The following is a 23,475-nucleotide window of genomic DNA, read 5'->3' as shown; positions in this document are numbered from 1 at the left end:
GTATGCACGACGAAGGTCACGAAGAAAGAGCTACTATCGGGTAGTTTTGGCTGCTTCTACGGGCCGCTGCCACCCGGTAGCGTGAAGTGTCAACCCGCCTCCCTCAGGAGAATCCACGCCGTGCGCATCGCAGTCACCGGCTCCATCGCCACCGACCACCTCATGACCTTCCCCGGTCGCTTCGCCGACCAGTTCGTCGCGGACCAGCTGCACACGGTCTCGCTGTCCTTCCTGGTCGACAATCTCGACGTGCGCCGGGGTGGCGTGGGGGCGAACATCGCCTTCGGGATGGGCCAGCTCGGCACCCGCCCGATCCTGGTCGGGGCCGCCGGCTTCGACTTCGACGAGTACCGGGCCTGGCTGGACCGGCACGGCGTCGACACCGACTCCGTCCGCATCTCCGACACGCTGCACACCGCCCGTTTCGTGTGCACCACGGACTCCGACCACAACCAGATCGGCTCCTTCTACACGGGCGCGATGAGCGAGGCCCGCCTGATCGAGCTGAAGACCGTGGCCGACCGCGTGGGCGGCCTCGACCTGGTCTCCATCGGGGCCGACGACCCCGAGGCGATGCTCCGGCACACCGAGGAGTGCCGCACCCGCGGCATCCCGTTCGCCGCCGACTTCTCCCAGCAGATCGCCCGGATGAACGGCGAGGAGATCCGGATACTGCTGGAAGGGGCGACCTACCTCTTCTCCAACGAGTACGAGAAGGGGCTCATCGAGACGAAGACCGGCTGGAGCGACGCGGAGATCCTCGACCGGGTCGGCCACCGCATCACCACCCTCGGCGCCCGCGGCGTCCGCATCGAGCGGGCCGGCGAGGAGACGATCGAGGTCGGGTGCCCCGACGAGGAGACCAAGGCCGACCCGACCGGCGTGGGCGACGCCTTCCGCGCGGGCTTCCTCTCGGGACTGGCGTGGGGCGTTCCGCTGGAGCGGGCGGCGCAGGTCGGCTGCATGCTGGCGACGCTCGTCATCGAGACGGTCGGCACGCAGGAGTACCAGCTGCGCCGGGGCCACTTCATGGAGCGCTTCACCAAGGCGTACGGGGACGAGGCGGCGGAAGAGGTCCGCGCGCACCTGAGCTGAGCGGCGCGCCTCGGGTGCGTGGGGGCTGGTGGCGCCCACGCGGCGGAGTCGCACATCGACACAGCCCCGCGCCCCCGAGCGGATCAGCCGGTCCGGCGGACCACGTAGACCGAGCCCCGGTCCGCCGGTTCCTCGCCCACGTACTCCTGGCCGCGCATCTCGCACCACGCCGGGATGTCCAGGCGGGCCGCCTCGTCGTCGGCCAGGACACGGACCGTGCCGCCCACCGGGACGTCCTCGATGACCTTGGCCAGCTCGATCACCGGGATCGGGCAGCGCCGGCCCAGCGCGTCCACGACCAGGGCCTCGTCCCGCTCCCGTGTCACCACCTCACGGACGGGCACCGGCGCCCCGAGCTTCTCCCGCACCCCGGCCACCACCTCCGGCAGGACGGCCAGGAAGCGCTCGACGTCCTCCTCCCGCGTGCCGGGCGGCAGCGAGACCCGGATGTTGCCCTCGCTGAGCACCCCCATCGCCCTGAGCACATGGCTCGGCGTCAGCGTGCTGCTCGTGCAGGACGACCCGGACGACACGGAGAATCCGGTGCGGTCCAGCTCGTGCAGCAGGGTCTCCCCGTCGACATAGAGACAGGAGAAGGTGACGATCCCCGGCAGCCGCCGCCGCGGGTCGCCGACCACCTCCACGTCCGGCACCAGCCGCGGCACCCGCGCACGGATCCGCTCCGTCAGCTCCCGCAGCCGTACCGACTCCTGAGCAGCCTCCGCCCGCACCGCCCGCAGGGACGCCGCCGCGGCCACGATCGCCGGCAGGTTCTCGAACCCGGCCGCCCGCCCCGACTCCCGTTCGTCCCGCGGCCCCTGGGGCGCGAACCGCACCCCCTTGCGCACGACGAGCAGTCCCGCGCCGGACGGCCCGCCCCACTTGTGCGCGCTCGCCGCGAGCAGCGACCAGTCGCCCTCCACCGGCCCCCAGCCCAGCGACTGGGCCGCGTCCACCAGCAGCGGCACCCCCGCCGCCCGGCACGCCTCGGCCACCTCGGCCACCGGCTGCACGGTCCCCACCTCGTGGTTGGCCGACTGCAGACACGCCAGCGCGGTGTCCGGCCGCAGCGCCTCGGCGTACGCGGACGGGCTCACGGCGCCCGTGCGGTCCACCGCGACCTCGGTGACCGCCCCGCCGCCGGCGTGGTGAGCCTCCGCCGCATGGAGCACAGAAGAGTGTTCGACCGCTGACACGATCAGGTGGTGCCCGGCGCGCCGCCGTCCGGCCAGCGCCCCCGCGATCCCGGAGTGCACCGCCCGGGTGCCGGAGGGCGTGAACACCAGCTCGTCCGGCCGGCACCCCACCGCCTCCGCCGCGGCCTCCCGCGCCGCGTCCAGCAGCAGCCGCGCCCGCCGCCCCTCCCGGTAGAGGCGGGCGGGATCCGCCCATCCCTCGTCGAGCGAGGCCGTCAACGCCTGACGGGCAACGGGATGAAGGGGAGCGGCGGAAGCGGCATCGAAGTAGGACACACCCCCACGCTAAGCGCCCCCGAGGGGCGCGGGGAACCGCACGGCCAGGCACGACGCCGCCGCGGCCGCGGAACGACCCCTACCCCCCGGCCCATGAGGCGCTCGGTGTAACCCGCGGCGCGTATGGCCCCCCTCCCCGCAACCCCCCGGAGGGCGTCGGCTAGGGTTTGGTCCGCATAAACATCCAAACCCCTGCCCGACGCAGGGCGGCGACCGACCAGCGAGAAGGCAGGCCGCAGCCAATCCGCGCGGGCGAGACTCTCGGGAAGGCGCTACGTGAGTCCCAACGGCTCCGACCGCTCGCCGCGGCGCCCGATGCGGCGGAAGCTGCTGCAGGCACTGACCGCGGGCCTGGTCCTGGCGACCGCCACCGGTTGCACATGGGAGGACTTCCCCCGCCTTGGTATGCCCACCCCCACCACGGAAGAGGCTCCGCGGATCCTCTCCCTGTGGCAGGGATCCTGGGCCGCCGCGCTCGTCGTCGGCGTGCTGGTGTGGGGCCTGATCCTGTGGAGTGCATTCTTCCACCGGCGCAGCCGCACCAAGGTGGAGGTACCTCCGCAGACCCGGTACAACATGCCCATCGAGGCGCTGTACACGGTGGTTCCGCTCATCATCGTCTCGGTGTTCTTCTATTTCACCGCCCGCGACGAATCCGAGCTGCTGAAGCTCGAGAAGAGTCCCGACGTCACGGTCAACGTGGTCGGCTTCCAGTGGAGCTGGTGCTTCAACTACGTCGAGAACGTCGACGGTTCCACGGGCGACGCCAAGAAGTCCAAGGAACTGGAAGCGATTCCGGACCGCTACAAGGACGCCTTCCCGGCGAACGCCGGCGGTGCCTACGACTGCGGTGTCCCGGGCACCCGGAACCCGCAGACCAACAACCCGGGCCCCACCCTGTGGCTGCCCGAGGGCAAGCGGGTCCGCTTCGTGCTGACCTCGCGTGATGTCATCCACTCCTTCTGGGTGGTGCCGTTCCTGATGAAGCAGGACGTCATCCCGGGCCACACCAACGCCTTCGAGGTGACCCCCAACCGTGAGGGCACCTTCCTCGGCAAGTGCGCCGAGCTCTGCGGCGTCGACCACTCCCGGATGCTGTTCAACGTGAAGGTCGTCTCCCCCGAGCGCTACGAGCAGCACCTGAAGGACCTCGTGAAGAAGGGGCAGACCGGTTACGTGCCCGCCGGCATCGGACAGACGGGCCCTGAGAAGAACCGGGAGTCGAACATCCTGTGAGCATCCTCAATCAACCTCAGGGTGCCGAGGCAGCCGGGTCCCACTACGAGGACGAGCTGCCCGTGCGGCGCCAGAACCGTGGCGGCGTCGTGGTCAAGTGGCTGACGACCACGGACCACAAGACGATCGGCACCATGTATCTGGTGACGTCGTTCGTGTTCTTCGTCATCGGTGGCGTGATGGCGCTCGTCATGCGCGCCGAGCTGGCCCGGCCGGGTCTGCAGATCGTGTCGAACGAGCAGTTCAACCAGGCGTTCACGATGCACGGCACGATCATGCTGCTGATGTTCGCGACGCCGCTGTTCGCCGGTTTCGCGAACTGGATCATGCCACTGCAGATCGGCGCGCCCGACGTGGCGTTCCCGCGGCTGAACATGTTCGCCTACTGGCTCTACCTGTTCGGCTCGCTGATCGCGGTCGCCGGCTTCCTCACCCCGGACGGCGCCGCCGGCTTCGGCTGGTTCGCCTACTCCCCGCTGTCGGACGCGGTCCGCTCGCCGGGCATCGGCGCCGACATGTGGATCATGGGCCTGGCGTTCTCCGGCTTCGGCACGATCCTCGGCTCGGTCAACTTCATCACCACGATCATCTGCATGCGCGCTCCGGGCATGACGATGTTCCGCATGCCGATCTTCACCTGGAACGTGCTGCTGACCGGTGTGCTGGTCCTGCTCGCCTTCCCGGTGCTGGCGGCGGCGCTGTTCGCCCTGGAGGCGGACCGCAAGTTCGGGGCGCACATCTTCGACTCGGCCAACGGCGGGGCGCTGCTGTGGCAGCACCTGTTCTGGTTCTTCGGTCATCCCGAGGTGTACATCATCGCGCTGCCGTTCTTCGGCATCGTCTCCGAGATCATCCCGGTCTTCTCCCGCAAGCCGATGTTCGGCTACATGGGCCTGATCGGCGCGACCATCGCGATCGCGGGTCTCTCGGTGACGGTGTGGGCGCACCACATGTACGTCACGGGCGGCGTGCTGCTGCCGTTCTTCTCCTTCATGACCTTCCTGATCGCGGTACCGACCGGTGTGAAGTTCTTCAACTGGATCGGCACCATGTGGAAGGGCAGTCTCTCCTTCGAGACACCGATGCTCTGGACGCTGGGCTTCCTGATCACCTTCACCTTCGGTGGTCTGACCGGCGTCATCCTGGCCTCGCCGCCGCTGGACTTCCACGTCTCCGACAGCTACTTCGTGGTGGCGCACTTCCACTACGTCGTCTTCGGCACGGTGGTGTTCGCGATGTTCGCCGGCTTCCACTTCTGGTGGCCGAAGTTCACCGGCAAGATGCTCGACGAGCGTCTCGGCAAGATCACCTTCTGGACGCTGTTCGTGGGCTTCCACGGCACCTTCCTCGTCCAGCACTGGCTGGGTGTCGAGGGCATGCCGCGCCGGTACGCGGACTACCTGGCGGCCGACGGCTTCACCGCCCTGAACACGGTGTCGACGATCGCCTCGTTCCTGCTCGGCATGTCGCTCCTGCCGTTCTTCTACAACATCTGGAAGACCGCCAAGTACGGCAAGCCCGTCCGCGTCGACGACCCGTGGGGCTACGGCCGCTCCCTGGAGTGGGCGACCTCCTGCCCGCCCCCGCGGCACAACTTCCTCACCCTGCCGCGGATCCGCAGTGAATCCCCGGCGTTCGACCTTCACCACCCGGAGATCGCCGCACTCGACGAGCTCGAGAACGCCGGTCACGGTGAGAAGGCCCTCTCCGGTGGCAAGGAGGCCGGCAAGTGAAGATCCAGGGCAAGATGTTCATGTGGCTGAGCATCTTCTTCCTCCTCGTCGCCGTCGTGTACGGCGTCTGGTCGAAGGAGCCGGTCGGCACCACCGCCCTCTTCCTGGCCTTCGGCCTGAGCATCATGATCGGCTTCTACCTGGGCTTCACGGCCCGGCGGGTCGACGTGGGCGCGCAGGACAACAAGGAGGCGGACGTCGCCGACGACGCCGGCGAGGTCGGGTTCTTCAGCCCGCACAGCTGGCAGCCGCTGTCCCTCGCCGTGGGTGGTGCCCTGGCCTTCCTGGGCGTCGCGGTCGGCTGGTGGCTGATGTACTTCTCGGCGCCGCTGCTCCTGATCGGCATCTGGGGCTGGGTCTTCGAGTACTACCGCGGTGAGAACCGCACCCAGTAGCACGCGGTACGGCACGCAGGGGCCCGGACACTCCGTCAGGAGCGTCCGGGCCCCCGCTTTTGCGCCGGTCCTTCACCCGTTCGGACCGTCCAGTGAGCCGGTAGCGGCGTGGCTTCCTAGCGTGAGGCCATGAGACACACAGAGTTGCGTGGCGCGGGCGGCCGCCGGAGCCGGGCCGTCGGCTGCACGCTGCTGGTGGTCGCCCTCGGTGCGGGCGTCGGCGGCTGCAGCTCCAACGGCGACCCGCTGTCCGCCGAGCCGTACGACGCGGGCGACCAGATCTCCTTCGGCGGAGCCGTCGAGGCGGGCAAGGAGGCCGACCCCGACAAGCCCCTGGAGGTCGTCGCCGAGGACTCCGACGGACGGATCACCGACGTCACCGCCGTCGACGCCGCGGGGCGCCACGTGACGGGCGAACTGGCCGCCGACGGCAGCCGCTGGCACAGCACCTCCCCGCTGGCCGCCGGCGCCCGGTACACGGTCCGGGTGAGCACCGAGAACGAGGACGGGGCCCCGGGCCGCAAGGTCCTCACCTTCACCACCGGCCGGCCCACCACCACCAAGCGCCTGGCCGTCACCTTCGGCCCCGAGGCCGGCACGTACGGCGTCGGCCAGCCCCTCACCGCCGAGCTCAACGAACCCGTCAGGGACCGGGCCCAGCGAGCCGTCGTGGAACGCGCCCTCGAGGTCGACGCCACGCCCGCCGTGAGCGGCGCCTGGCACTGGGTGGACGACAAGAAGCTGCACTACCGCCCGAAGGACTACTGGCCCGCGCACGCGACCGTCCGGGTGCGCAGCGCCCTGGAGGGCGTCAGGGTGAACGACAGGCTCCGGGGCGGTCCGTCCAAGCCGCTGACGATCCGCACCGGTGACCGCGTCATAGCCCTCACCGACGCGGCCACGCACCGGCTGACCGTCTTCAAGAACGGTGAGGAGATCAAGCAGATCCCCGTCACCACCGGCAAGCCCGGCTTCGAGACCCGCAACGGCGTCAAGGTGGTCCTGGCCAAGGAACCCCTCGTACGCATGCGCAGCAGCACCGTCGGCATCGCCGAGGGCTCGGCGGAGTCGTACGACATGGACGTCCAGTTCGCCACCCGGGTGACCTGGAGCGGCGAGTACGTGCACGCCGCCCCGTGGTCGGTCGGCTCCCAGGGCTACGCCAACGTCAGCCACGGCTGTGTGGGCATGAGCACCGACAACGCCGAGTGGTTCTTCGACACCGTCCGCCAGGGCGACGTCGTCGAGGTGGTCAACTCGGCCGGTGAGACGATGGAACCCTTCGGCAACGGCTTCGGCGACTGGAACCTGGACTGGGACAAGTGGCGAGCGGGCAGCGCGCTGACGACCAACGCCGCCCGTAGCCCTCAGGAAACGGCACGCCTCCGGCCGACGGCTGTGTAGCGCCCCGGAAGGGACGCGGGGAACTGCGCGACCAGGCACGACGGCCCCGCAGCCGCCGTGCGGCAGGAGGAACCGGACCGCTAGGCGCTCTGCAGACGCTTCTGCCGCAGCAGGGCGGCCAGCGCCCCCGCGAACTCGACCGGCTCCACCGGCAGGGTCACCGCGGACTCGGCCCGGCTCCACGTCGCCAGCCACGCGTCCTGCGGCCGCCCGATCAGCAACAGCACCGGCGGGCAGCGGAACACCTCGTCCTTGATCTGGCGGCACAGCCCCATGCCCCCCATCGGCACGGCCTCACCGTCCAGCACGCACACGTCGATGCCACCCCGGTCCAGCTCCGTGATCACGGCCGCGGGGGTCGCGCACTCCACGAACTCCACTACGGGCACGTCCGGGGCCGGCCGCCGCCCGGTGGCGAGGCGCACCTGCTCCCGGGTGTTGGCGTCGTCGCTGTAGACCAGCACCGTGGCGGTCGCCTGCATTGTTCCTCCACGCGTAAGAGAGAGGGCACGGCTCAGTCGGGAACTTCGGGTACCGATGGCGCGGATGCTACCCCCTCGGGCCGCCCGTCAACACTGATTCGGACACGGCTTCGAAGAGGCGTCCGGTGGGCCATCCGGGCAGTCCAGGAGGGGGGAACACACCGAACGGCACCCCCGGGAGTGAGGGCGGGATAAGCGACCGACATAATGTCGGCGTGGCGACAGCAACGACAGTAGATACCGGGCACGCGCACCCGTCGGTCAACCGGCCGAACCTCACCAGCGTCGGAACCATCATCTGGCTGAGTTCCGAGCTGATGTTCTTCGCGGCCCTCTTCGCGATGTACTTCACCCTGCGATCGGTGACCGGACCCGACTTCTGGTCGGAGAAGGCCGACACCCTGAACTTCCCGTTCTCGGCGACGAACACCACGATCCTGGTGCTCTCCTCCCTCACCTGCCAGCTCGGCGTTTTCGCCGCCGAGCGCGGTGACGTGAAGAAGCTCCGGATGTGGTTCATCGTCACCTTCATCATGGGCGCCGTCTTCATCGGCGGTCAGGTCTTCGAGTACACCGAGCTGGTCAAGCACGAGGGCCTGTCCCTCTCCTCCGACGCATACGGCTCGGCGTTCTACCTGACCACCGGCTTCCACGGCCTGCACGTGACGGGCGGCCTCATCGCCTTCCTGCTGGTCCTGGGCCGGACCTACGCGGCCCGGAGGTTCACCCATGACCAGGCGACCGCGGCCATCGTCGTGTCCTACTACTGGCACTTCGTCGATGTCGTCTGGATCGGCCTCTTCGCAACGATCTACATGATCAAGTAGCGGGACCGCATCCGCGCGCTCGAAGCAGCGCACCAACCAGAAGCATCGACGCAGAAGATCCTGACACCGGGGTAATCCGTGAAAAAGCTCTCCGCACGACGACGCCACCCGCTGGCGGCGCTCGTCGTCCTACTCCTCGCGCTGGCATGCACCGGGGGGCTCTACGCCGTGTTCGCACCCGCGGACAAGGCGCAGGCCGACGAAACCGCCCAGTCCCTCACCATCGAGGAGGGCAAGAAGCTCTACGCGGTCGGCTGCGCCAGCTGCCACGGCACCGGCGGTCAGGGCACCTCCGACGGTCCGAGCCTGGTCGGCGTGGGCGCCGCCGCCGTCGACTTCCAGGTGAGCACCGGCCGTATGCCGGCCGCCACCTCGCAGGGCGCGCAGATCCCGAAGAAGCCGGCCGTCTACACCCAGGCCGAGATCGACCAGCTGGCGGCGTACATCGCCTCCCTGGGCGCCGGCCCGGCCATTCCCACCGAGGAGCAGTACGGCCCCGAGGGCGCCGACATCGCCAAGGGCGGTGAACTGTTCCGCAACAACTGCGCGCAGTGCCACAACTTCACCGGCAAGGGCGGCGCGCTCACCCACGGCAAGTACGCCCCGAGTCTCGAGGACGTCGCGCCCAAGTACATCTACGAGGCCATGCTCACCGGCCCGCAGAACATGCCTTCGTTCCCCGACAGCACGCTGTCGGAGCAGAACAAGAAGGACGTCATCGCGTACCTGAACGCGGTCAACAGCGACGACACCGAGAGCCCCGGTGGCCTCGAGCTCGGCGGACTCGGCCCGGTCGCGGAGGGTCTGTTCGCCTGGGTCTTCGGACTGGGCGCGCTGGTCGCGGTCGCCGTCTGGGTCGCCGCTCGGACCGCAAAGGCCAAGAAGTCATGAGTAGCCAAGACATTCCCGAAGAGAACCTGCCCGCAGCGCAGGACACCGCGCACGGCGCCGTGAAGCTGGCGGACGAGAAGAACCCGTTCGCCGACCCGGGCCTGCCGCCCCACGAGCACCGGATCCAGGACATCGACGAGCGGGCCGCCAAGCGGTCCGAGCGCACGGTCGCCCTGCTGTTCACGCTGTCGATGCTGGCCACCGTCGGCTTCATCGTCTCGTACGTGACGATCCCGGTCGACAAGTCGGTCTACATCTTCACGCTCGGTCACATCAGCGCGCTGAACTTCGCGCTCGGCATGACCCTCGGTGTCGCCCTGTTCGCCATCGGCGCCGGCGCGGTCCACTGGGCCCGCACGCTGATGTCGGACCACGAGCTCACCGACGAGCGTCACCCGATCGAGGCCTCCCCCGAGGTCAGGGCGAAGGTCATGGACGACTTCCGCCAGGGTGCCAAGGAGTCCGCGCTCGGCCGTCGCAAGCTGATCCGCAACACGATGTTCGGCGCGCTCGCCCTGTTCCCGCTCTCCGGCGTGGTGCTGCTGCGCGACCTCGGGCCGCTGCCCGGGACCAAGCTGCGCCACACCCTGTGGTCCAAGGGCAAGCTGCTCGTCAACATGAACACGAACGAGCCGATGCGGCCGTCCGACATCATCGTGGGCTCGCTGACCTTCGCCAAGCCCGAGGGCCTGGAGGAGCACGACCACGGCTTCCAGACGGAGATCGCCAAGGCCGCGCTGATGCTGGTCCGTATCCAGCCGGACGACATCAAGGACAAGCAGTCGCTCGAGTGGTCGCACGAGGGCATCCTCGCGTACTCGAAGATCTGCACCCACGTCGGCTGCCCGATCTCCCTGTACGAGCAGCAGACGCATCACGCGCTGTGCCCCTGTCACCAGTCCACCTTCGACCTCGCCGACGGTGCCCGGGTCATCTTCGGTCCCGCCGGTCACGCCCTGCCGCAGCTGCGCATCGGCGTGAACGACGAGGGCTACCTCGAAGCGCTCGGCGACTTCGACGAGCCCGTCGGTCCTGCCTTCTGGGAGCGCGGATGAGTACCACAACGACCCCCGAGTCCCGCTCACGCGGGAAGGCACCGGCCGGCGAGCGCGTCGCCGACTGGGCTGACGGGCGGCTGGGGATCTACTCCCTGGCCAAGGCCAACATGCGCAAGATCTTCCCCGACCACTGGTCGTTCATGCTGGGTGAGATCTGCCTCTACAGCTTCCTCATCATCATCCTCACGGGTGTGTACCTGACGCTGTTCTTCCACCCGTCGATGAACGAGGTGGAGTACCACGGCTCGTACGTGCCGCTGCAGGGCCAGCTGATGAGCGAGGCCTACAAGTCGACGCTGGACATCAGCTTCGACGTCCGTGGCGGTCTGCTGATCCGGCAGATCCACCACTGGGCCGCGCTGGTCTTCCTGGCCGGCATGTTCGTGCACATGATGCGCGTGTTCTTCACCGGCGCGTTCCGCAAGCCGCGTGAGATCAACTGGCTGTTCGGCTTCCTGCTGTTCGTCCTGGGCATGTTCACCGGTTTCACCGGCTACTCGCTCCCGGACGACCTGCTCTCCGGCACCGGTATCCGCTTCATGGAGGGCGCGATCCTGTCCGTGCCGATCGTCGGCACGTACATCTCGTTCTTCCTCTTCGGCGGGGAGTTCCCCGGCGACGACTTCGTGGCCCGGTTCTTCTCGATCCACGTCCTGCTGCTGCCGGGCATCATGCTCGGCCTCGTGGTGGCGCACCTGATCCTGGTCTTCTACCACAAGCACACGCAGTTCGCGGGCCCCGGCAAGACCAACAACAACGTCGTGGGCATGCCGCTGCTGCCGGTGTACATGGCCAAGGCCGGAGGCTTCTTCTTCCTGGTCTTCGGTGCGCTCGCGGCCCTCTCGGCGATCGCCACGATCAACCCGATCTGGGCGCTCGGCCCGTACCGGCCGGACATGGTCTCCACCGGCGCCCAGCCCGACTGGTACATGGGCTTCTCCGAGGGCCTGATCCGTGTCATGCCGGGCTGGGAGATCAACTTCTGGGGTCACACGCTCGTCCTGGGCGTGTTCATCCCGCTGCTGATCTTCCCGCTGGTCCTGGTGGCCATCGCGGTGTACCCGTTCATCGAGTCCTGGGTCACCGGCGACAAGCGCGAGCACCACATCCTGGACCGCCCGCGCAACGCCCCGACGCGCACCGCCTTCGGCGTCGCCTGGATCACGCTGTACTTCGTGCTCCTCGTCGGTGGTGGCAACGACCTGTGGGCCACCCACTTCCACCTGTCGATCAACGCCATCACCTGGTTCGTGCGGATCGCGTTCTTCGTCGCGCCGGTCGTGGCGTTCATCGTCACCAAGCGGATCTGCCTCGGCCTTCAGCGCCGGGACCGGGACAAGGTGCTGCACGGCCGTGAGGCGGGCATCATCAAGCGCCTGCCGCACGGTGAGTTCGTCGAGGTCCACGAGCCGCTCAGCCAGGAGCAGCTGTACACCCTCACCGCGCACGAGCAGTACAAGCCGTTCGAGATCGGCCCGGCGGTCGACGAGAACGGTGTCCGGCGCAAGGTGAAGATGTCCGAGAAGCTGCGCGCCAAGCTCAGCAAGGGTTACTACGGCGGGGAGTCCCAGATTCCGAAGCCGACCGTCGAGGAGTACAAGGAGATCACGAGCGGCCACGGCCACCACTGATCCTCCAGCGCCTCACCTCAGTCGCCACACGACGGCGAAGGGCCCCCGTCCGTTCTGCGGACGGGGGCCCTTCGCCGTCCCCGGAGCTGGATAGGGTGAGTCCCGGGACCCTTCCGGCTCCCGGGACTCTTCTACGACCATCAGGAGCGGCCATGAGCGCTGTGACCCCCGCTGGAGGCGACATCGCGGCGGGCCGCTCCTGGCCCGCCCTGCTGAACGGACTGCTGGACGGCCGTGACCTGTCCGCCGACGACACCGCCTGGGCGATGGACCTGATCATGCGCGGCGAGGCGACCGACGCGCAGATCGCCGGGTTCGCCGTCTCCCTGCGGGCCAAGGGCGAGACCGTCGAGGAGATCACCGGCTGCGTCCGGGCGCTGTACGACCACGCCCATGTGATCGAGGTGCCGGGCGCGACGGTCGACATCGTCGGCACCGGCGGCGACGGCGCCAAGACGGTGAACATCTCCACGATGTCCTCGATCGTGGTCGCCGGGACCGGCGCGAAGGTCGTCAAGCACGGCAACCGTGCCGCCTCCTCCGCGTCCGGTGCCTCCGACGTGCTGGAGAAGCTCGGCGTCAATCTGGAGCTGACCCCGCGACGGGTCGCCGAGGTCGCCGAGGAGGCCGGGATCACCTTCTGCTTCGCGGTGAAGTTCCACCCGGCGCTGCGCCACGTCGCCGCCGCGCGCGGCCAGCTGGGCATCCGCACGGTGTTCAACTTCCTCGGCCCGCTGGCCAACCCGGCACGGGTCAAGGCGCAGGCGGTCGGGGTCGCCGACCCCCGGATGGCCCCCATCATGGCCGGGGTCTTCGCCGCACGCGGTCACTCCTCGCTGGTGTTCCGCGGCGACGACGGCCTGGACGAGCTGACGACCACCGCCACCTCCAGGGTGTGGGTGGTCCGCGACGGCAAGGTCGACGAGGAGACCTTCGACCCGCGCGACGTCGGCATCGAGCTGGTGCCCGTGGAGGCCCTGCGCGGCGCCGACGCCTCCTACAACGCGGAGGTCGCCCGGCGGCTGCTGGACGGCGAACGGGGCCCCGTCCGGGACGCGGTGCTGCTGAACTCGGCGGCGGCGCTGGTGGCCCTGGAGCCGGGCTCCGGCCCGCTCACCGAGCAGATCGGTACCGGGATGGCGAAGGCGGCGGAGGCGATCGACTCGGGGGCCGCCAAGCGGGCCCTGGAGCGCTGGGTGGCCGTCAGCAACGCCTAGCCGGCCGCCTCAGGTGCGATGTCCCGCGATCCGGACACGGGTTGCGGGACATCGATCACTTCACGTACTTTCTCTGTTCAGGTCATGAGTGACAGCCATCAGGCCCCGGCCGGCTGTCCGGCAACCCTCCGTCCGTGGCGGGGTGCCCCGGGTGAGGACCAGGCCGTGCGCAGCAAGGCGCACGGCAAGCGCGGACCCCTCGCACGCCAGGGGTCCTGGTCGTCGAGGAGCCTTCTGTGAGCAAGCGAATGCGCTAGGGCTGCCGAGCCCCGCCTCCGCACACCCCTCTTCCTCTCCTTCCGCGCTTGAGCGCCGTCCGCTCGCGCGAGGATCACGCCTGCCCACGGGAGTTCCGCCATGTCCGTCTCCACCGTTGCCGCCGACCTGTCCGTCCGTGCCCCGCTGCCCGTGCTGGGCCAGAACGTCACCGTCCCCCTCGTCACCGGGGGCGAGGTCACCTACGCCGCCCTCGACTACGCCGCCAGCGCGCCCGCGCTCCAGCGCGTCTGGGACGACGTGGCGGCCTACGCGCCCTACTACGGCAGCGTCCACCGGGGTGCCGGGTACCTCTCCCAGCTCTCCACCGACCTGTTCGAGAACGCCCGCCGGACCGTCGCCGAGTTCCTCGACTGCCGGACCGGGGACCAGGTGGTCTTCACCCGGTCGACCACCGACTCACTCAATCTGCTCGCGGCCGCGCTCCCCGACGGCTGTGAGGTCTTCGTCTTCGAGACCGAGCACCACGCCTCCCTGCTGCCCTGGCGAGGTGCGCGGGTCACCTGCCTGGACGCCCCGCGCAGCCCCCGTCAGGCCGTGCGGACCCTGGAACGCGCCCTGGCCGAACGGGACCCGCACGGTCCGGCCCTGGTGTGTGTCACCGGCGCCTCCAACGTCACGGGCGAGCTGTGGCCCGTACGGGAACTGGCCGCGACCGCGCACGCGCACGGTGCCCGGATCGTGCTGGACGCCGCCCAGCTCGCCCCGCACCACCCGGTGAGCGTCCGTGACCTGGACGTCGACTGGGTCGCCTTCTCCGGGCACAAGCTGTACGCCCCCTTCGGCTCCGGGGTGCTGGCCGGCCGCGCCGACTGGCTCCGCGCGGCTGAGCCCTACCTCGCGGGCGGCGGCGCCAGCCGCACGGTCACCCGGCGCGCGGACGGGGGAGTGGACGTGCAGTGGCACGAGGGCGCCGCCCGCCACGAGGCCGGCTCGCCCAACGTCATCGGCGCCCACGCCATCGCCTCCGCCTGCAAGGCGCTCACCGAGGCGGGCTTCGACACGCTGGCCGCCCGTGAGCAGCGGCTGATCCGCGCGGTCGGCGAAGGGCTCGCGGACGTTCCCGAGGTGCGGTTCCTCTCCCTGTTCGGGGACGACGCCCCGCGCGTCGGCGTGCTCTCCTTCGTCGTCGACGGCTGGGACAGCTCCCACTTCACCGCCGCGTTGTCCGCGGAGTACGGCATCGGCGTACGGGACGGGCTGTTCTGCGCGCACCCGCTGGTGCGCACGCTGGTGGGCGGCGACCCCCGGGCCGGGGGCGAGTGCGGGGCCTCCGGGCCGGCGCCGGGGGAGAGGTCCCTCGGCGCCATCCGCGTCAGCTTCGGCGCGGGCACGCCCGACGAGCACGTGGAGCGTTTCGTGCGCGCGGTGCGCGAGCTGGTCCGGGACACCTGCGCCCGGAGGTGAGCGCTCCTCGAGCACCGGAGAGGCTGGACGGGCAGCCGCGAGCGGCTCCGCATCCGCCCGGAGCCGCTCGCGGCCTCAGCTGTCCAGGCCGATGGCGAAGGCCGCCTCCAGGTCGTGCTGCGAGTAGGTACGGAACGCCACGTGCGTGTCGGTGCCCTCCACGCCCGGGATCTTGCTGATCCGGCCGGGGATGACCTCCGCGAGGTCCTCGTGCTCCCGGACCCTGACCATGGCGATCAGGTCGTAGGTGCCGGTCACGGAGAAGACCTCGCTGACGCTGTCCAGCGAGGCGATCTGCTCCGCGATCTCGGGGATCCGGTCCACGCTGGTCTTGATGAGGACGATCGCGGTGATCACGGCTGGTTCTCTCCCTCGGGGGCCGGAGCAGGGGCGGACCTCACTGTAGTCGTCCTGCCGAAGCACACCCACGCGTAGCCGAAGCCGAGCCCGAACCCCACCAGGTGCGCCAGGTACGCCACTCCCGGCCCGCCGTCCGTCCGCCCCGCCGCCGCCCACTGCAGCGCCGCCCAGAACGGCAGCACCACCCACGCCGGCAGGCGCACCGGCAGGAAGAACAGGAACGGCAGGAGACTGGTGACCCGCGCCCGGGGGAACAGGAAGAGGAACGCGCCGAGGACCGCCGAGATCGCTCCGGAGGCACCGACCAGGGAGTTCTCGGAGTCCGCGTTGGCGGCGGCGTACCCCAGCAGCGCCAGGTAGCCACAGCCGGCGTAGCACAGGGTGAACCGCACCCGGCCCATCCGTGCCTCGGTCATCGCCCCGAAGACGTAGAGGAACAGCATGTTGCCGAGCAGATGCACCCAGCCGCCGTGCACGAACAGCGCCGTGGCCGGGGTGAGCAGGGCGGCGGGGGATCCTTCGAACAGGTTTGCGGGGACCACGCCCCAGCGCCGGAAATAGGCCCTCTGCGCGGTGAGCAGCCCCTCCCCGGATCCGTCGGCCGGGTTGAGTCCCGAGACCGGTCCGATCAGGAAGACCAGGCAGCACAGCGCGACGAGGGTGTGGGTCACCGGCGCGGAGGTGCCCCGGATCGCCGCCGCGGCCGACGCGCTCCAGTTGCGGATCATGAGTACAGAGCATGACGTAACCGGACGCAACCTCACAGACCGCCTCGCCGCCGTGGACGGGCGCGCGGCGGGCACCCGCCAGGCCGTAGGGTTACGTGCCACACGCACCGGGCGGCCGGTGCGTCACGGACACTGGAAGGAAGGCGAACAGCCACGATGACGGTTCCTCTGCCGACCGCCTCGACGCGGTGGCGCTGCACCCTCTGCGGCAACCTCACCCGCTTCGACGTGACCCGCTCGTCGAAGGTCGTCGAGTACGTCCACCTCGACCTGGCCGGAGAGCCCAGGGTCGAGGAGCGCGAGGTCCTCGATGAGACGATCGAGTCGGTGCGGTGCCGTTGGTGCAACGCCGTGGATCAGGTGGAACTCGTGGACAGGCCGGGCGCCGGCTCCTGAAGCGAAGGGGGTGCCTCCCGCTCGAGCGAAGTCGAGAGTGGGGGAGGGCCCCGCTGACGGCGACCCCGCACGCGGGGCCGCACACAGGCATTGGGGTGTGACGGATGGTGGAGACCACGGGCGGGGGGCCGCAGGACGGCGCCGCCGAGGTGCTCGACCGTCCGCTGCCCGACGGAGTGCGCCGCCGCGTCGTCCAGATCGTCGCCGACGGCTTCGGCGGGCTCACGGTCGCCGAGCTGCCCGCCCAGCTCAGGCAGTACGCCCGGTTCGCCCCCAACCGCCGCGCCAAGTTCGCCGGCAACGCCATGGCGGCGGCCCTGGAGACCGATCCGCTGTTCCGGCAGCGCATCGGGGAGAAGCTCAGAGAAGCCCAGCCGGAACTGACCGGCGCCCTCGACTCCGGCTCCCCGCCCCCGGCCGCGGACCCGCTCGACGTGGCGGCCGCGGCCTATGTGCTCCGCCCGGCGGGCTGGGTCAAGCTGGTGACCGCCGCCGGCGAGGAGGCCCAGCGCGCCGACGCCGAGCGCGCCGACGAGGAGACCCGCGCCGAGCTCGAGCGGCTGCGTGCCGAGCTCGACCGGGCCCGCGAGCACACCAGGGCCGAGAGCGAGCGGCTGCGCGCCGAGCTGGACGCGGCGAAGAAGGAGACCGAGTCGCTGCACCGCAAGCTGCGCTCCGCCCTCAGCGACGTCAAGCGCGGCGAGGCCGCCCTGCGCAAGCTGCGCGGCGAGATGGACGCCGTGCGCGCCGAGGGCCACGCCCAGGTGTCGGCCGCCGAGAGTGAGAGCCGGCGTCTCAAGGCCCGCCTCGGGGAGACCGAGGCTGCGCTGGAGGCGGCGCGCCGGGCCGCCCGCGAGGGCCGCAGCGTCGAGGACATGCGCGTGCGGCTGCTGCTGGACACCGTGCTGGACGCGGCCCAGGGCCTCCGGCGCGAGCTGGCGCTGCCCCCGGTGTCCGTCCGGCCGGCCGAGACCGTGGACGCCGTGGAACCGGGGCGCATGACTCCGAAGGACATCGCCGCCCGCGCGCTGTCCGAGGACGACCCGGCCATCCTGAACCAGCTCCTCGCGCTGCCGCAGGCCCATCTGGTCGTCGACGGCTACAACGTGACCAAGACCGGCTATCCCCAGATGCCGCTGGAGAAGCAGCGCCTGCGCCTGCTGGGCCAGCTCGCCCAGCTCGCCGCGCAGACCGGCGCCGAGGTCACCTGCGTCTTCGACGGTGCCGAACTGGCCGCGCCGGTGCTGCTGGCGCCGCCGCGCGGAGTGCGGGTGCTGTTCTCCAAGCCGGGCGTCACCGCCGACGAACTCATCCGCCAGCTCGTGCGCGCCGAGCCGCCGGGGCGGCCGGTCATCGTCGTCTCCACCGACCGCGAGGTCGCCGACGGGGTCGCCCGCGCCGGCGCACGCCCCGTCGCGTCGGCGGTTCTTCTGAAGAGGCTTTCCTAGTATCTGATGCGGATCTGTCCCCCGTGCAACGTAACGGATCTTTGCCGGAATTGACGGAACCGTCACGCAACGTAGCGTCAAACGGACATCACTGCAGGTGAGTTGAGGCCAAATAAACCCGCTGTAACGGAGATTTTGTGTCCGGGGATTTGAACTGATCACAAGAGAATCACTAGGGTCAGCCTTCGAACCCGCGCTCGCGCGATCACTCTCGAGAAGGAGCTCGTCTCCGTGGCGTCCCACCGTCGTCCCAAGCAGCCGAGCCGTGCACGTGTGACCGTGCTCACCACCGCTGCCGCAGCTGCCGTCGTCATGAGCTCGCAGGCCGCCAACGCCGCCCCGAGCGAGAAGCCGAGCAAGGACGAGGTCAAGGCCAAGGTCGACAAGCTCTACGAGCAGGCCGAACAGGCCACCGAGAAGTACAACGGCGCCAAGGAGAAGCAGGAGAAGCTCCAGAAGGAGATCTCCACCATCCAGGACAACGTCGCCAAGGGCCAGCAGGAGCTCAACGACCTTCGCGACGGCCTCGGTTCGATGGCCAGCGCCCAGTACCGCAGCGGCGGCATAGACCCCTCCCTCCAGCTCTTCCTCTCCGCCGACCCGGACGACTACCTCGACAAGGCGTCCACCCTCGACCAGTTGAGCACCCAGCAGGTCGACGCGCTGAAGAAGATCCAGGAGAAGCAGCGCGAACTCGCCCAGCAGCGCTCCGAGGCGTCCGAGAAGCTCAAGGACCTCGCCTCCACCCGCACCGAACTGGGCAAGAAGAAGAAGGAAGTCCAGGGCAAGCTGTCCGCCGCGCAGAAGCTGCTCAACAGCCTCACCGCCGCGGAGAAGGCCCAGCTCGCCGAGGAGCAGAACCGCGCCACCCGCACCAGTGAGCGCGACGCCCTCTCGGTCAACGTCCCGGCCGGCTCCGGACGCGCCGCCGCGGCCTTCGCCGCCGCCCAGAGCAAGCTCGGCACCCCCTATGTCTACGGCGCCACCGGCCCGTCCTCCTTCGACTGCTCGGGCCTGACCTCCTGGGCGTACGCGCAGGCCGGCGTCGGCATCCCGCGCACCTCCGAGGCACAGACCGGCGCGGGCACCAAGATCTACTCGGTGAGCCAGCTCAAGGTCGGCGACCTGGTCTTCTTCTTCAACGACCTGCACCACGTGGGCCTCTACGCGGGCAACGGCCAGATCATCCACGCCCCGCGCACCGGCACCGTCGTGCGCTACGAATCGATGAACACCATCGGCGGCCCGTTCATGTTCGGCGTCCGCGTCTAGCCCCCTCCGCGGCGTCCGGTGCGCCCGTTCGAGGGAATCGCACCGGCGCCGGACCGCCCCACGCCCCGCCTCCCACGCAGGTCACAGGTGGGGCGTCACCGTGTGTGCCCGCTCCGGCCGTTGGCCCGCCCGCCGCCGCCGACGCTACTGTCTGCCGCGTTTCCCTGTCCGCCAGCGGAAGGAGCGCGGCTTCCCGTGGGGTCCCATCGCCGCACCGCACCGTCCTCCGGATCCGACCGGAGCACCGTCGTCGCCCTCGGCCTGCTGTCCGCAGCGGCCACCGCCCTCGGCGCGGTACCGGCCGAGGGCGCACCGCACGACGACACCCGGGCCGAGGTGGACCGCCTCCACCAGGAGGCGGAGAAGGCGACCGAGGCGTACAACGCGGCCGACGAGCGTGCCGACGGGCTGCGCCGGCAGATCGCCACCGCGCAGGACGGGATCGCCCGCAAGCAGCACCGCGTGAACGCCATGCGCGAGTCCCTCGGCTCGCTCGCCGGGGCCCAGTACCGCTCCGGCGGCTTGGAGCCCGCCCTCGCCCTGCTCCTCTCCGAAGACCCGGAGGACTACCTGGAGAAGGCCTCCGTACTCGACCGCATCACCGTCCACCAGACCGGTGAGCTGAAGAGGCTCCGGGCGGCCCTGCGCTCCCTCGCCCAGGACCGGACGGACGCGGCCGGCAGACTCGGCGCGCTGGAGAAGAGCCGCAAGGCCGCCGCCGCCCACAAGCGGACCGTCGAGAGCAAGCTCGCCGAGGCCCGCCGGTTGCTCGGCTCCCTCCCGGCGGGCGACCGCGCCGCCTACGACCGCGCCACCCGCTCCGGCCGCGTGGCGCCGCCGGGCCCCGGCGGCGCCCCCGCCTCGGGCCGCGCGGCCGCCGCGGTCGCCGCCGCCCGCTCCGCCCTCGGCAGGCCCTACGTGTGGGGCGCCAACGGCCCCGGCGGCTTCGACTGCTCCGGCCTCACCCAGTGGTCGTACGCCCAGGCAGGGGTCGCCCTGCCGCGCACCTCGCAGGCCCAGCGGTACGCCGGCCGGCAGGTCCCGCTCTCCGAGGCGCGCCCCGGTGACCTGGTCCTCTACCGCTCCGACGCCTCGCACGTCGGGATGTACATGGGCAACGGCCAGGTCATCCACGCGCCCTACCCCGGCGCACCCGTGCGGTACGACCCGGTCGGGATGATGCCGGTCTCGTCGGTCACCAGGGTCTGACCGGGACGGCCCGGCGCCCGTACCCTCGGGAAGGTGGCTGGTCGAAGGCGGGTGTCGGGAGCGTCGGTGGTGGCGCTGTGTCTGCTGCTCGTCTCCCTCGTCTCGTGCGGCGGGGGCCCGGCCGTCGACGGCGCCCGCGCGGAGGTGCAGTCGCTCCTCGACCGGCGGGCGGAGGCGGTCCTCGACCGGGACGCCGCCGCGTACGCCCGCACCGGCACCCGGGCCGGGTTCGACAACCTGCGCGCGGTACCGCTCGCGGACTGGTCCTACCGCGTCACCTCCCTCGACCGCACCGGGGACAGCGCCACCGCCTCCGCCGACCTCAGCTACCGCGTCGAGGGCCACGACCGGGCCCCGGTCGTCACCGGCCGCTCGCTGAGCCTGAGCCGTGACCGGGACGGCCACTGGTCCGTCGACTCCGACCGCCCCGCGCGCGCGTCCGGCCAGCAACTGTGGGACCAGGGCGCGGCACGGGCCGTCCGGGGCGAGCGCAGCCTCGTCCTGGGCGTCGGGCAGCCCGCCGGGAAACTGCGGGACTACGCCGAGCTCGCCGACCGCGCGGTGCCCGCCGTGTCCGACGCCTGGGGGCAGGAGTGGACCCGGCGGGTCGTCGTACTGGTCCCGGAGTCCCTGGAGGGCATGGCGGGCCTGCTCGGCTCGCCCGCCTCCTCCTACCGGGGGATCGCGGCGGTCACCACGGGCGCCACCGCCGCGGACGGGCGGGCGCCGGCGGACCGGGTCGTCGTCAATCCGGACGCCTTCGCCCTGCTCGGTGACCAGGGCCGGCAGGTCGTCCTCACCCACGAGACCACCCACGTCGCGACCCGCGCCCACACGTCCCCGGCGACCCCGCTGTGGCTGTCCGAGGGGTTCGCCGACTGGGTGGGTTACCGCGGCGGCGACCGCGCCCCCGCGGAGGCCGCACCGGAGCTCGCCCGGGCGGTCGGCCAGGGGGACGTCCCGGACGCGCTGCCGGGCGACGAGGACTTCGGCTTCTCCGGCGACGCGGACGGGCTCGCGCGGGCGTACGAGAGCGGCTGGCTGGCCTGCCGCCTGATCGCCGAGCGGTGGGGTGAGGAACGCCTCGGTGCCTTCTACCGCGCGGTGGGCGCCCACAAGGACCGCGACGGCGCGGTCGAGGACGCGATGCGGCGGGTCCTGGGGACCACACCGGAGGACTTCACACTCCAGTGGCGCGACTACGTGAGAACCACCCTGCACTGAGCGCAGACGCCTGACAGCAGCACCGCCGTCCCTCGCGGGTCGCCGTGCCGCCGTCCCCGCGCGCACCTGCGCCGTCGTCCCTCGCGGGTCGCCGTGCCGCCGTCCCCGCGCGCACCTGCGCCGTCGTCCCTCGCGGGTGGCCGCGCCGCCGTCCCTCGCGGGTCGCCGTGCCGCCGTCCCCGCGCGCACCCGCGCCGTCGTCCCTCGCGGGTGGCCGCGCCGCCGTCGCTCGCGGGTGCCCGTGCCGGCCGTCTCGGCGGGCAGCCGCGCCGCCGTCTCCGCGGGCAGTCGTGCCGCTGGGGCGGCACGGGTGGGCGCGACGGCACCCCGCACGCGCAGGGCTGTGCGACACGCCCCCGGCTCGCACCAACGACCGCGTCAGTGGGACACCGGCGTCTCCGCGGCACGGGCGGGACCGGTGACCACGGGAATCTCCCGCCGCAGCGGCACCGTCCCGCACCACAGGACCCGGGCCGCCACCAGGGTCGCCACCACCAGCAGCCCGTTGCGCAGCACCAGCAGCGTGATCCCCAGCCCGTCACTCGCCACGACGTGCGCGAACCACAACGGGAACTCCAGCACCGTCACCAAGCACGCCACCAGCACCAGCGCGACCGGCACCCCCATGCGGCTCCCGCGGAAACAGAGGCAGACCGCGGCCAGCCCCACCAGCCACACCATGTACTGCGGACTGATCACGCGGCTCGTCGTGGTGAACATCAGCACCGCCACGAACGCCGCGTCCGCGACCGTGTGCGGCTCGAAACGACGTGCCAGCACCCGCCACAGCGCCAGCCAGGCCAGCGCGGCCCCCGTCAGGAACAGCGCCCCCGTGCTCACCCAGGTCACGTACGGCCCGAGGAACTCGACCGAGCCGTAGTTGAGCAGCACCTCGCCCTCCCAGCCGTGGTGCCGGGCCACATGGAAGACCAGCGCCCCCAGCGACTCCACCTCCGTCCCCCGGTCCCGCTGGAAGCCGAGGAACGCGAACGCCCCCGGCATCAGCACGGCGAACAGCGCGGCCACACCGGCGCCGGTCACCGCCGCCGACACCCACGCCCCGCGCCGGCGCATCCCGAGGAGCAGCAGCGCCGGCCACACCTTCAGCAGCGCCCCGAAGCCGGCCAGCGCCCCCATCAGCCGCGGGTGCCGGGCGGCGGCCAGCAGGGCCGCCACCGCCACGCCGGTCACCATCACGTCGTACCGCGCGTACACCGTCGGCCCCAGCAGCGGCACACCCGCCACCCACACCCAGGCACCGCGCCGCGCCCGGCCGGGACCGCGGCCGCCGTACAGCAGCAGCGCCAGCGTGACCAGGTCGGCGGCCAGCGCCAGGACGAAGAACGCCGTGGCGTACTCCAGGAACGGCAGCAGACCGGGGGAGAGGATCGCCAGCGCGGCGGCCGGCGGGTACTGCCAGGTCACGTCCTCCCGCGGAAACGTTCCGGTGCGCAGGACGTCGTACCAGCCCTGGTAGATCACCGTCACGTCACTGGTGACGTCCGGCCCCGGGAAGACGATCACCTTGAGCACGCACAGCAGCAGCACCGCCCTCGTCAGCGCCCAGAGGACCAGGAGCCATGCGAGGGACCCTCGTGCGGCCGTCGTCTTCACGTGATTCCCGTCCGTCCGGTGTGCCGTCGTGAGGGGCCATGATGTCCCGGACGCCGGGGCCTGTGCCACAGAGCACCGCCGTGGCCCGGACCGCGGACGC

Annotated in this window: 21 protein-coding genes and 1 riboswitch; of the genes, 16 read left to right on the top strand and 5 right to left on the bottom strand. The window is 70.9% G+C overall.

What is annotated here, in order from left to right; all coding sequences use genetic code 11:
* Window positions 1-120: 120 nt before the first annotated feature.
* Window positions 121-1,095 carry a carbohydrate kinase family protein gene (locus tag BU52_RS09490; protein WP_037931225.1) on the top strand — a complete coding sequence of 325 codons (975 nt, stop codon included), beginning with the start codon at window positions 121-123 and terminating at the stop codon, window positions 1,093-1,095.
* Between the two features lie 83 nt (window positions 1,096-1,178).
* Here the strand turns inward: BU52_RS09490 and BU52_RS09485 are convergent, their stop codons facing one another.
* Window positions 1,179-2,567 carry a cysteine desulfurase/sulfurtransferase TusA family protein gene (locus tag BU52_RS09485; protein WP_037931223.1) on the bottom strand — a complete coding sequence of 463 codons (1,389 nt, stop codon included), beginning with the start codon at window positions 2,565-2,567 and terminating at the stop codon, window positions 1,179-1,181.
* A 276-nt stretch (window positions 2,568-2,843) separates the two neighbouring features.
* Between BU52_RS09485 and ctaC the strand changes: the two genes are divergently transcribed.
* The 4 genes from ctaC to BU52_RS09465 all read left to right on the top strand — a co-directional run bounded on the left by ctaC (window position 2,844) and on the right by BU52_RS09465 (window position 7,335).
* Window positions 2,844-3,803, top strand: coding sequence for an aa3-type cytochrome oxidase subunit II (ctaC, locus tag BU52_RS09480; protein WP_037931221.1), 960 nt, complete (start codon window positions 2,844-2,846; stop codon window positions 3,801-3,803).
* Entirely contained in the window at window positions 3,800-5,536 is a 1,737-nt protein-coding gene (gene ctaD, locus BU52_RS09475) for an aa3-type cytochrome oxidase subunit I (RefSeq protein ID WP_037931219.1), read from the top strand. The genes ctaC and ctaD overlap by 4 nt, the downstream gene beginning before the upstream one ends.
* Window positions 5,533-5,931 carry a cytochrome c oxidase subunit 4 gene (locus tag BU52_RS09470; protein ID WP_037931216.1) on the top strand — a complete coding sequence of 133 codons (399 nt, stop codon included), beginning with the start codon at window positions 5,533-5,535 and terminating at the stop codon, window positions 5,929-5,931. Before ctaD ends, BU52_RS09470 begins: the two co-directional genes overlap by 4 nt.
* Window positions 5,932-6,060: 129 nt before the next feature.
* A complete protein-coding gene (locus tag BU52_RS09465) occupies window positions 6,061-7,335 on the top strand; it encodes a L,D-transpeptidase (RefSeq protein ID WP_037931214.1) in 1,275 nt (424 codons plus the stop codon).
* Window positions 7,336-7,415: 80 nt separating this feature from the next.
* Here the strand turns inward: BU52_RS09465 and BU52_RS09460 are convergent, their stop codons facing one another.
* Window positions 7,416-7,817 carry a response regulator gene (locus BU52_RS09460; RefSeq protein WP_037931212.1) on the bottom strand — a complete coding sequence of 134 codons (402 nt, stop codon included), beginning with the start codon at window positions 7,815-7,817 and terminating at the stop codon, window positions 7,416-7,418.
* A gap of 215 nt (window positions 7,818-8,032) precedes the next feature.
* Here BU52_RS09460 and ctaE point away from each other — a divergent pair, with 215 nt between their 5' ends.
* From ctaE to BU52_RS09430, 6 genes are all read left to right on the top strand, one after another.
* Window positions 8,033-8,644: an aa3-type cytochrome oxidase subunit III gene (gene ctaE / locus BU52_RS09455; protein ID WP_037931210.1), complete on the top strand. Its 612-nt coding sequence runs from the start codon at window positions 8,033-8,035 to the stop codon at window positions 8,642-8,644.
* A gap of 78 nt (window positions 8,645-8,722) precedes the next feature.
* Window positions 8,723-9,535, top strand: coding sequence for a cytochrome bc1 complex diheme cytochrome c subunit (gene qcrC / locus BU52_RS09450; RefSeq protein ID WP_037931208.1), 813 nt, complete (start codon window positions 8,723-8,725; stop codon window positions 9,533-9,535).
* Entirely contained in the window at window positions 9,532-10,590 is a 1,059-nt protein-coding gene (gene qcrA / locus BU52_RS09445; protein WP_037931206.1) for a cytochrome bc1 complex Rieske iron-sulfur subunit, read from the top strand. Before qcrC ends, qcrA begins: the two co-directional genes overlap by 4 nt.
* Complete coding sequence (qcrB, locus tag BU52_RS09440; protein WP_037931204.1) at window positions 10,587-12,224, top strand: cytochrome bc1 complex cytochrome b subunit; 1,638 nt, start codon at window positions 10,587-10,589, stop codon at window positions 12,222-12,224. The genes qcrA and qcrB overlap by 4 nt, the downstream gene beginning before the upstream one ends.
* Window positions 12,225-12,376: 152 nt before the next feature.
* Window positions 12,377-13,441, top strand: a complete 1,065-nt coding sequence (gene trpD, locus BU52_RS09435; protein WP_037931203.1) for an anthranilate phosphoribosyltransferase — start codon at window positions 12,377-12,379, stop codon at window positions 13,439-13,441.
* Window positions 13,442-13,521: 80 nt separating this feature from the next.
* Window positions 13,522-13,638: riboswitch (SAM riboswitch) on the top strand.
* A gap of 160 nt (window positions 13,639-13,798) precedes the next feature.
* Window positions 13,799-15,124, top strand: a complete 1,326-nt coding sequence (locus tag BU52_RS09430) for an aminotransferase class V-fold PLP-dependent enzyme (RefSeq protein WP_051858070.1) — start codon at window positions 13,799-13,801, stop codon at window positions 15,122-15,124.
* A 75-nt stretch (window positions 15,125-15,199) separates the two neighbouring features.
* Here BU52_RS09430 and BU52_RS09425 read toward each other — a convergent pair whose 3' ends face one another.
* Both BU52_RS09425 and BU52_RS09420 read right to left on the bottom strand, forming a co-directional pair.
* Window positions 15,200-15,481, bottom strand: a complete 282-nt coding sequence (locus tag BU52_RS09425; RefSeq protein ID WP_037931200.1) for an Lrp/AsnC family transcriptional regulator — start codon at window positions 15,479-15,481, stop codon at window positions 15,200-15,202.
* Complete coding sequence (locus BU52_RS09420; RefSeq protein WP_037931198.1) at window positions 15,478-16,212, bottom strand: rhomboid family intramembrane serine protease; 735 nt, start codon at window positions 16,210-16,212, stop codon at window positions 15,478-15,480. Before BU52_RS09420 ends, BU52_RS09425 begins: the two co-directional genes overlap by 4 nt.
* A 156-nt stretch (window positions 16,213-16,368) precedes the next feature.
* Between BU52_RS09420 and BU52_RS09415 the strand changes: the two genes are divergently transcribed.
* The 5 genes from BU52_RS09415 (at window position 16,369) to BU52_RS09395 (ending at window position 21,761) form a co-directional block, all read left to right on the top strand.
* Window positions 16,369-16,608 (top strand): hypothetical protein, encoded by a 240-nt coding sequence (locus BU52_RS09415; protein WP_004989130.1) that lies wholly within the window; start codon window positions 16,369-16,371, stop codon window positions 16,606-16,608.
* Window positions 16,609-16,712: 104 nt separating this feature from the next.
* Complete coding sequence (locus BU52_RS09410; protein ID WP_037931195.1) at window positions 16,713-18,056, top strand: NYN domain-containing protein; 1,344 nt, start codon at window positions 16,713-16,715, stop codon at window positions 18,054-18,056.
* A 231-nt stretch (window positions 18,057-18,287) separates the two neighbouring features.
* Window positions 18,288-19,328, top strand: coding sequence for a C40 family peptidase (locus tag BU52_RS09405; RefSeq protein ID WP_037931193.1), 1,041 nt, complete (start codon window positions 18,288-18,290; stop codon window positions 19,326-19,328).
* A 195-nt stretch (window positions 19,329-19,523) separates the two neighbouring features.
* Window positions 19,524-20,537, top strand: coding sequence for a C40 family peptidase (locus tag BU52_RS09400; protein ID WP_037931192.1), 1,014 nt, complete (start codon window positions 19,524-19,526; stop codon window positions 20,535-20,537).
* Window positions 20,538-20,570: 33 nt separating this feature from the next.
* Window positions 20,571-21,761 (top strand): hypothetical protein, encoded by a 1,191-nt coding sequence (locus BU52_RS09395; protein ID WP_167343509.1) that lies wholly within the window; start codon window positions 20,571-20,573, stop codon window positions 21,759-21,761.
* 378 nt (window positions 21,762-22,139) lie between these two features.
* Here the strand turns inward: BU52_RS09395 and BU52_RS09390 are convergent, their stop codons facing one another.
* The gene (locus BU52_RS09390) at window positions 22,140-23,375 is read right to left on the bottom strand and encodes a glycosyltransferase family 87 protein (protein WP_037931188.1); all 1,236 of its coding nucleotides are present in this window, start codon (window positions 23,373-23,375) and stop codon (window positions 22,140-22,142) included.
* Window positions 23,376-23,475 lie beyond the last annotated feature (100 nt).

The organism is Streptomyces toyocaensis (genome assembly GCF_000725125.1).
Lineage (GTDB): Bacteria > Actinomycetota > Actinomycetes > Streptomycetales > Streptomycetaceae > Streptomyces > Streptomyces toyocaensis.
The sequence above is the reverse complement of the archived record's forward strand: the minus strand, read 5'-3'. Positions and strand labels throughout refer to the sequence as shown.

Coding starts and splice junctions, on each gene's coding strand:
- BU52_RS09465 (WP_037931214.1), top strand. CDS start 6,061: ATGAGACACACAGAGTTGCGTGGCGCGGGCGGCCGCCGGAGCCGGGCC.
- BU52_RS09460 (WP_037931212.1), bottom strand. CDS start 7,817: ATGCAGGCGACCGCCACGGTGCTGGTCTACAGCGACGACGCCAACACC.
- qcrA (WP_037931206.1), top strand. CDS start 9,532: ATGAGTAGCCAAGACATTCCCGAAGAGAACCTGCCCGCAGCGCAGGAC.
- qcrB (WP_037931204.1), top strand. CDS start 10,587: ATGAGTACCACAACGACCCCCGAGTCCCGCTCACGCGGGAAGGCACCG.
- trpD (WP_037931203.1), top strand. CDS start 12,377: ATGAGCGCTGTGACCCCCGCTGGAGGCGACATCGCGGCGGGCCGCTCC.
- BU52_RS09430 (WP_051858070.1), top strand. CDS start 13,799: ATGTCCGTCTCCACCGTTGCCGCCGACCTGTCCGTCCGTGCCCCGCTG.
- BU52_RS09420 (WP_037931198.1), bottom strand. CDS start 16,212: ATGATCCGCAACTGGAGCGCGTCGGCCGCGGCGGCGATCCGGGGCACC.
- BU52_RS09415 (WP_004989130.1), top strand. CDS start 16,369: ATGACGGTTCCTCTGCCGACCGCCTCGACGCGGTGGCGCTGCACCCTC.
- BU52_RS09410 (WP_037931195.1), top strand. CDS start 16,713: ATGGTGGAGACCACGGGCGGGGGGCCGCAGGACGGCGCCGCCGAGGTG.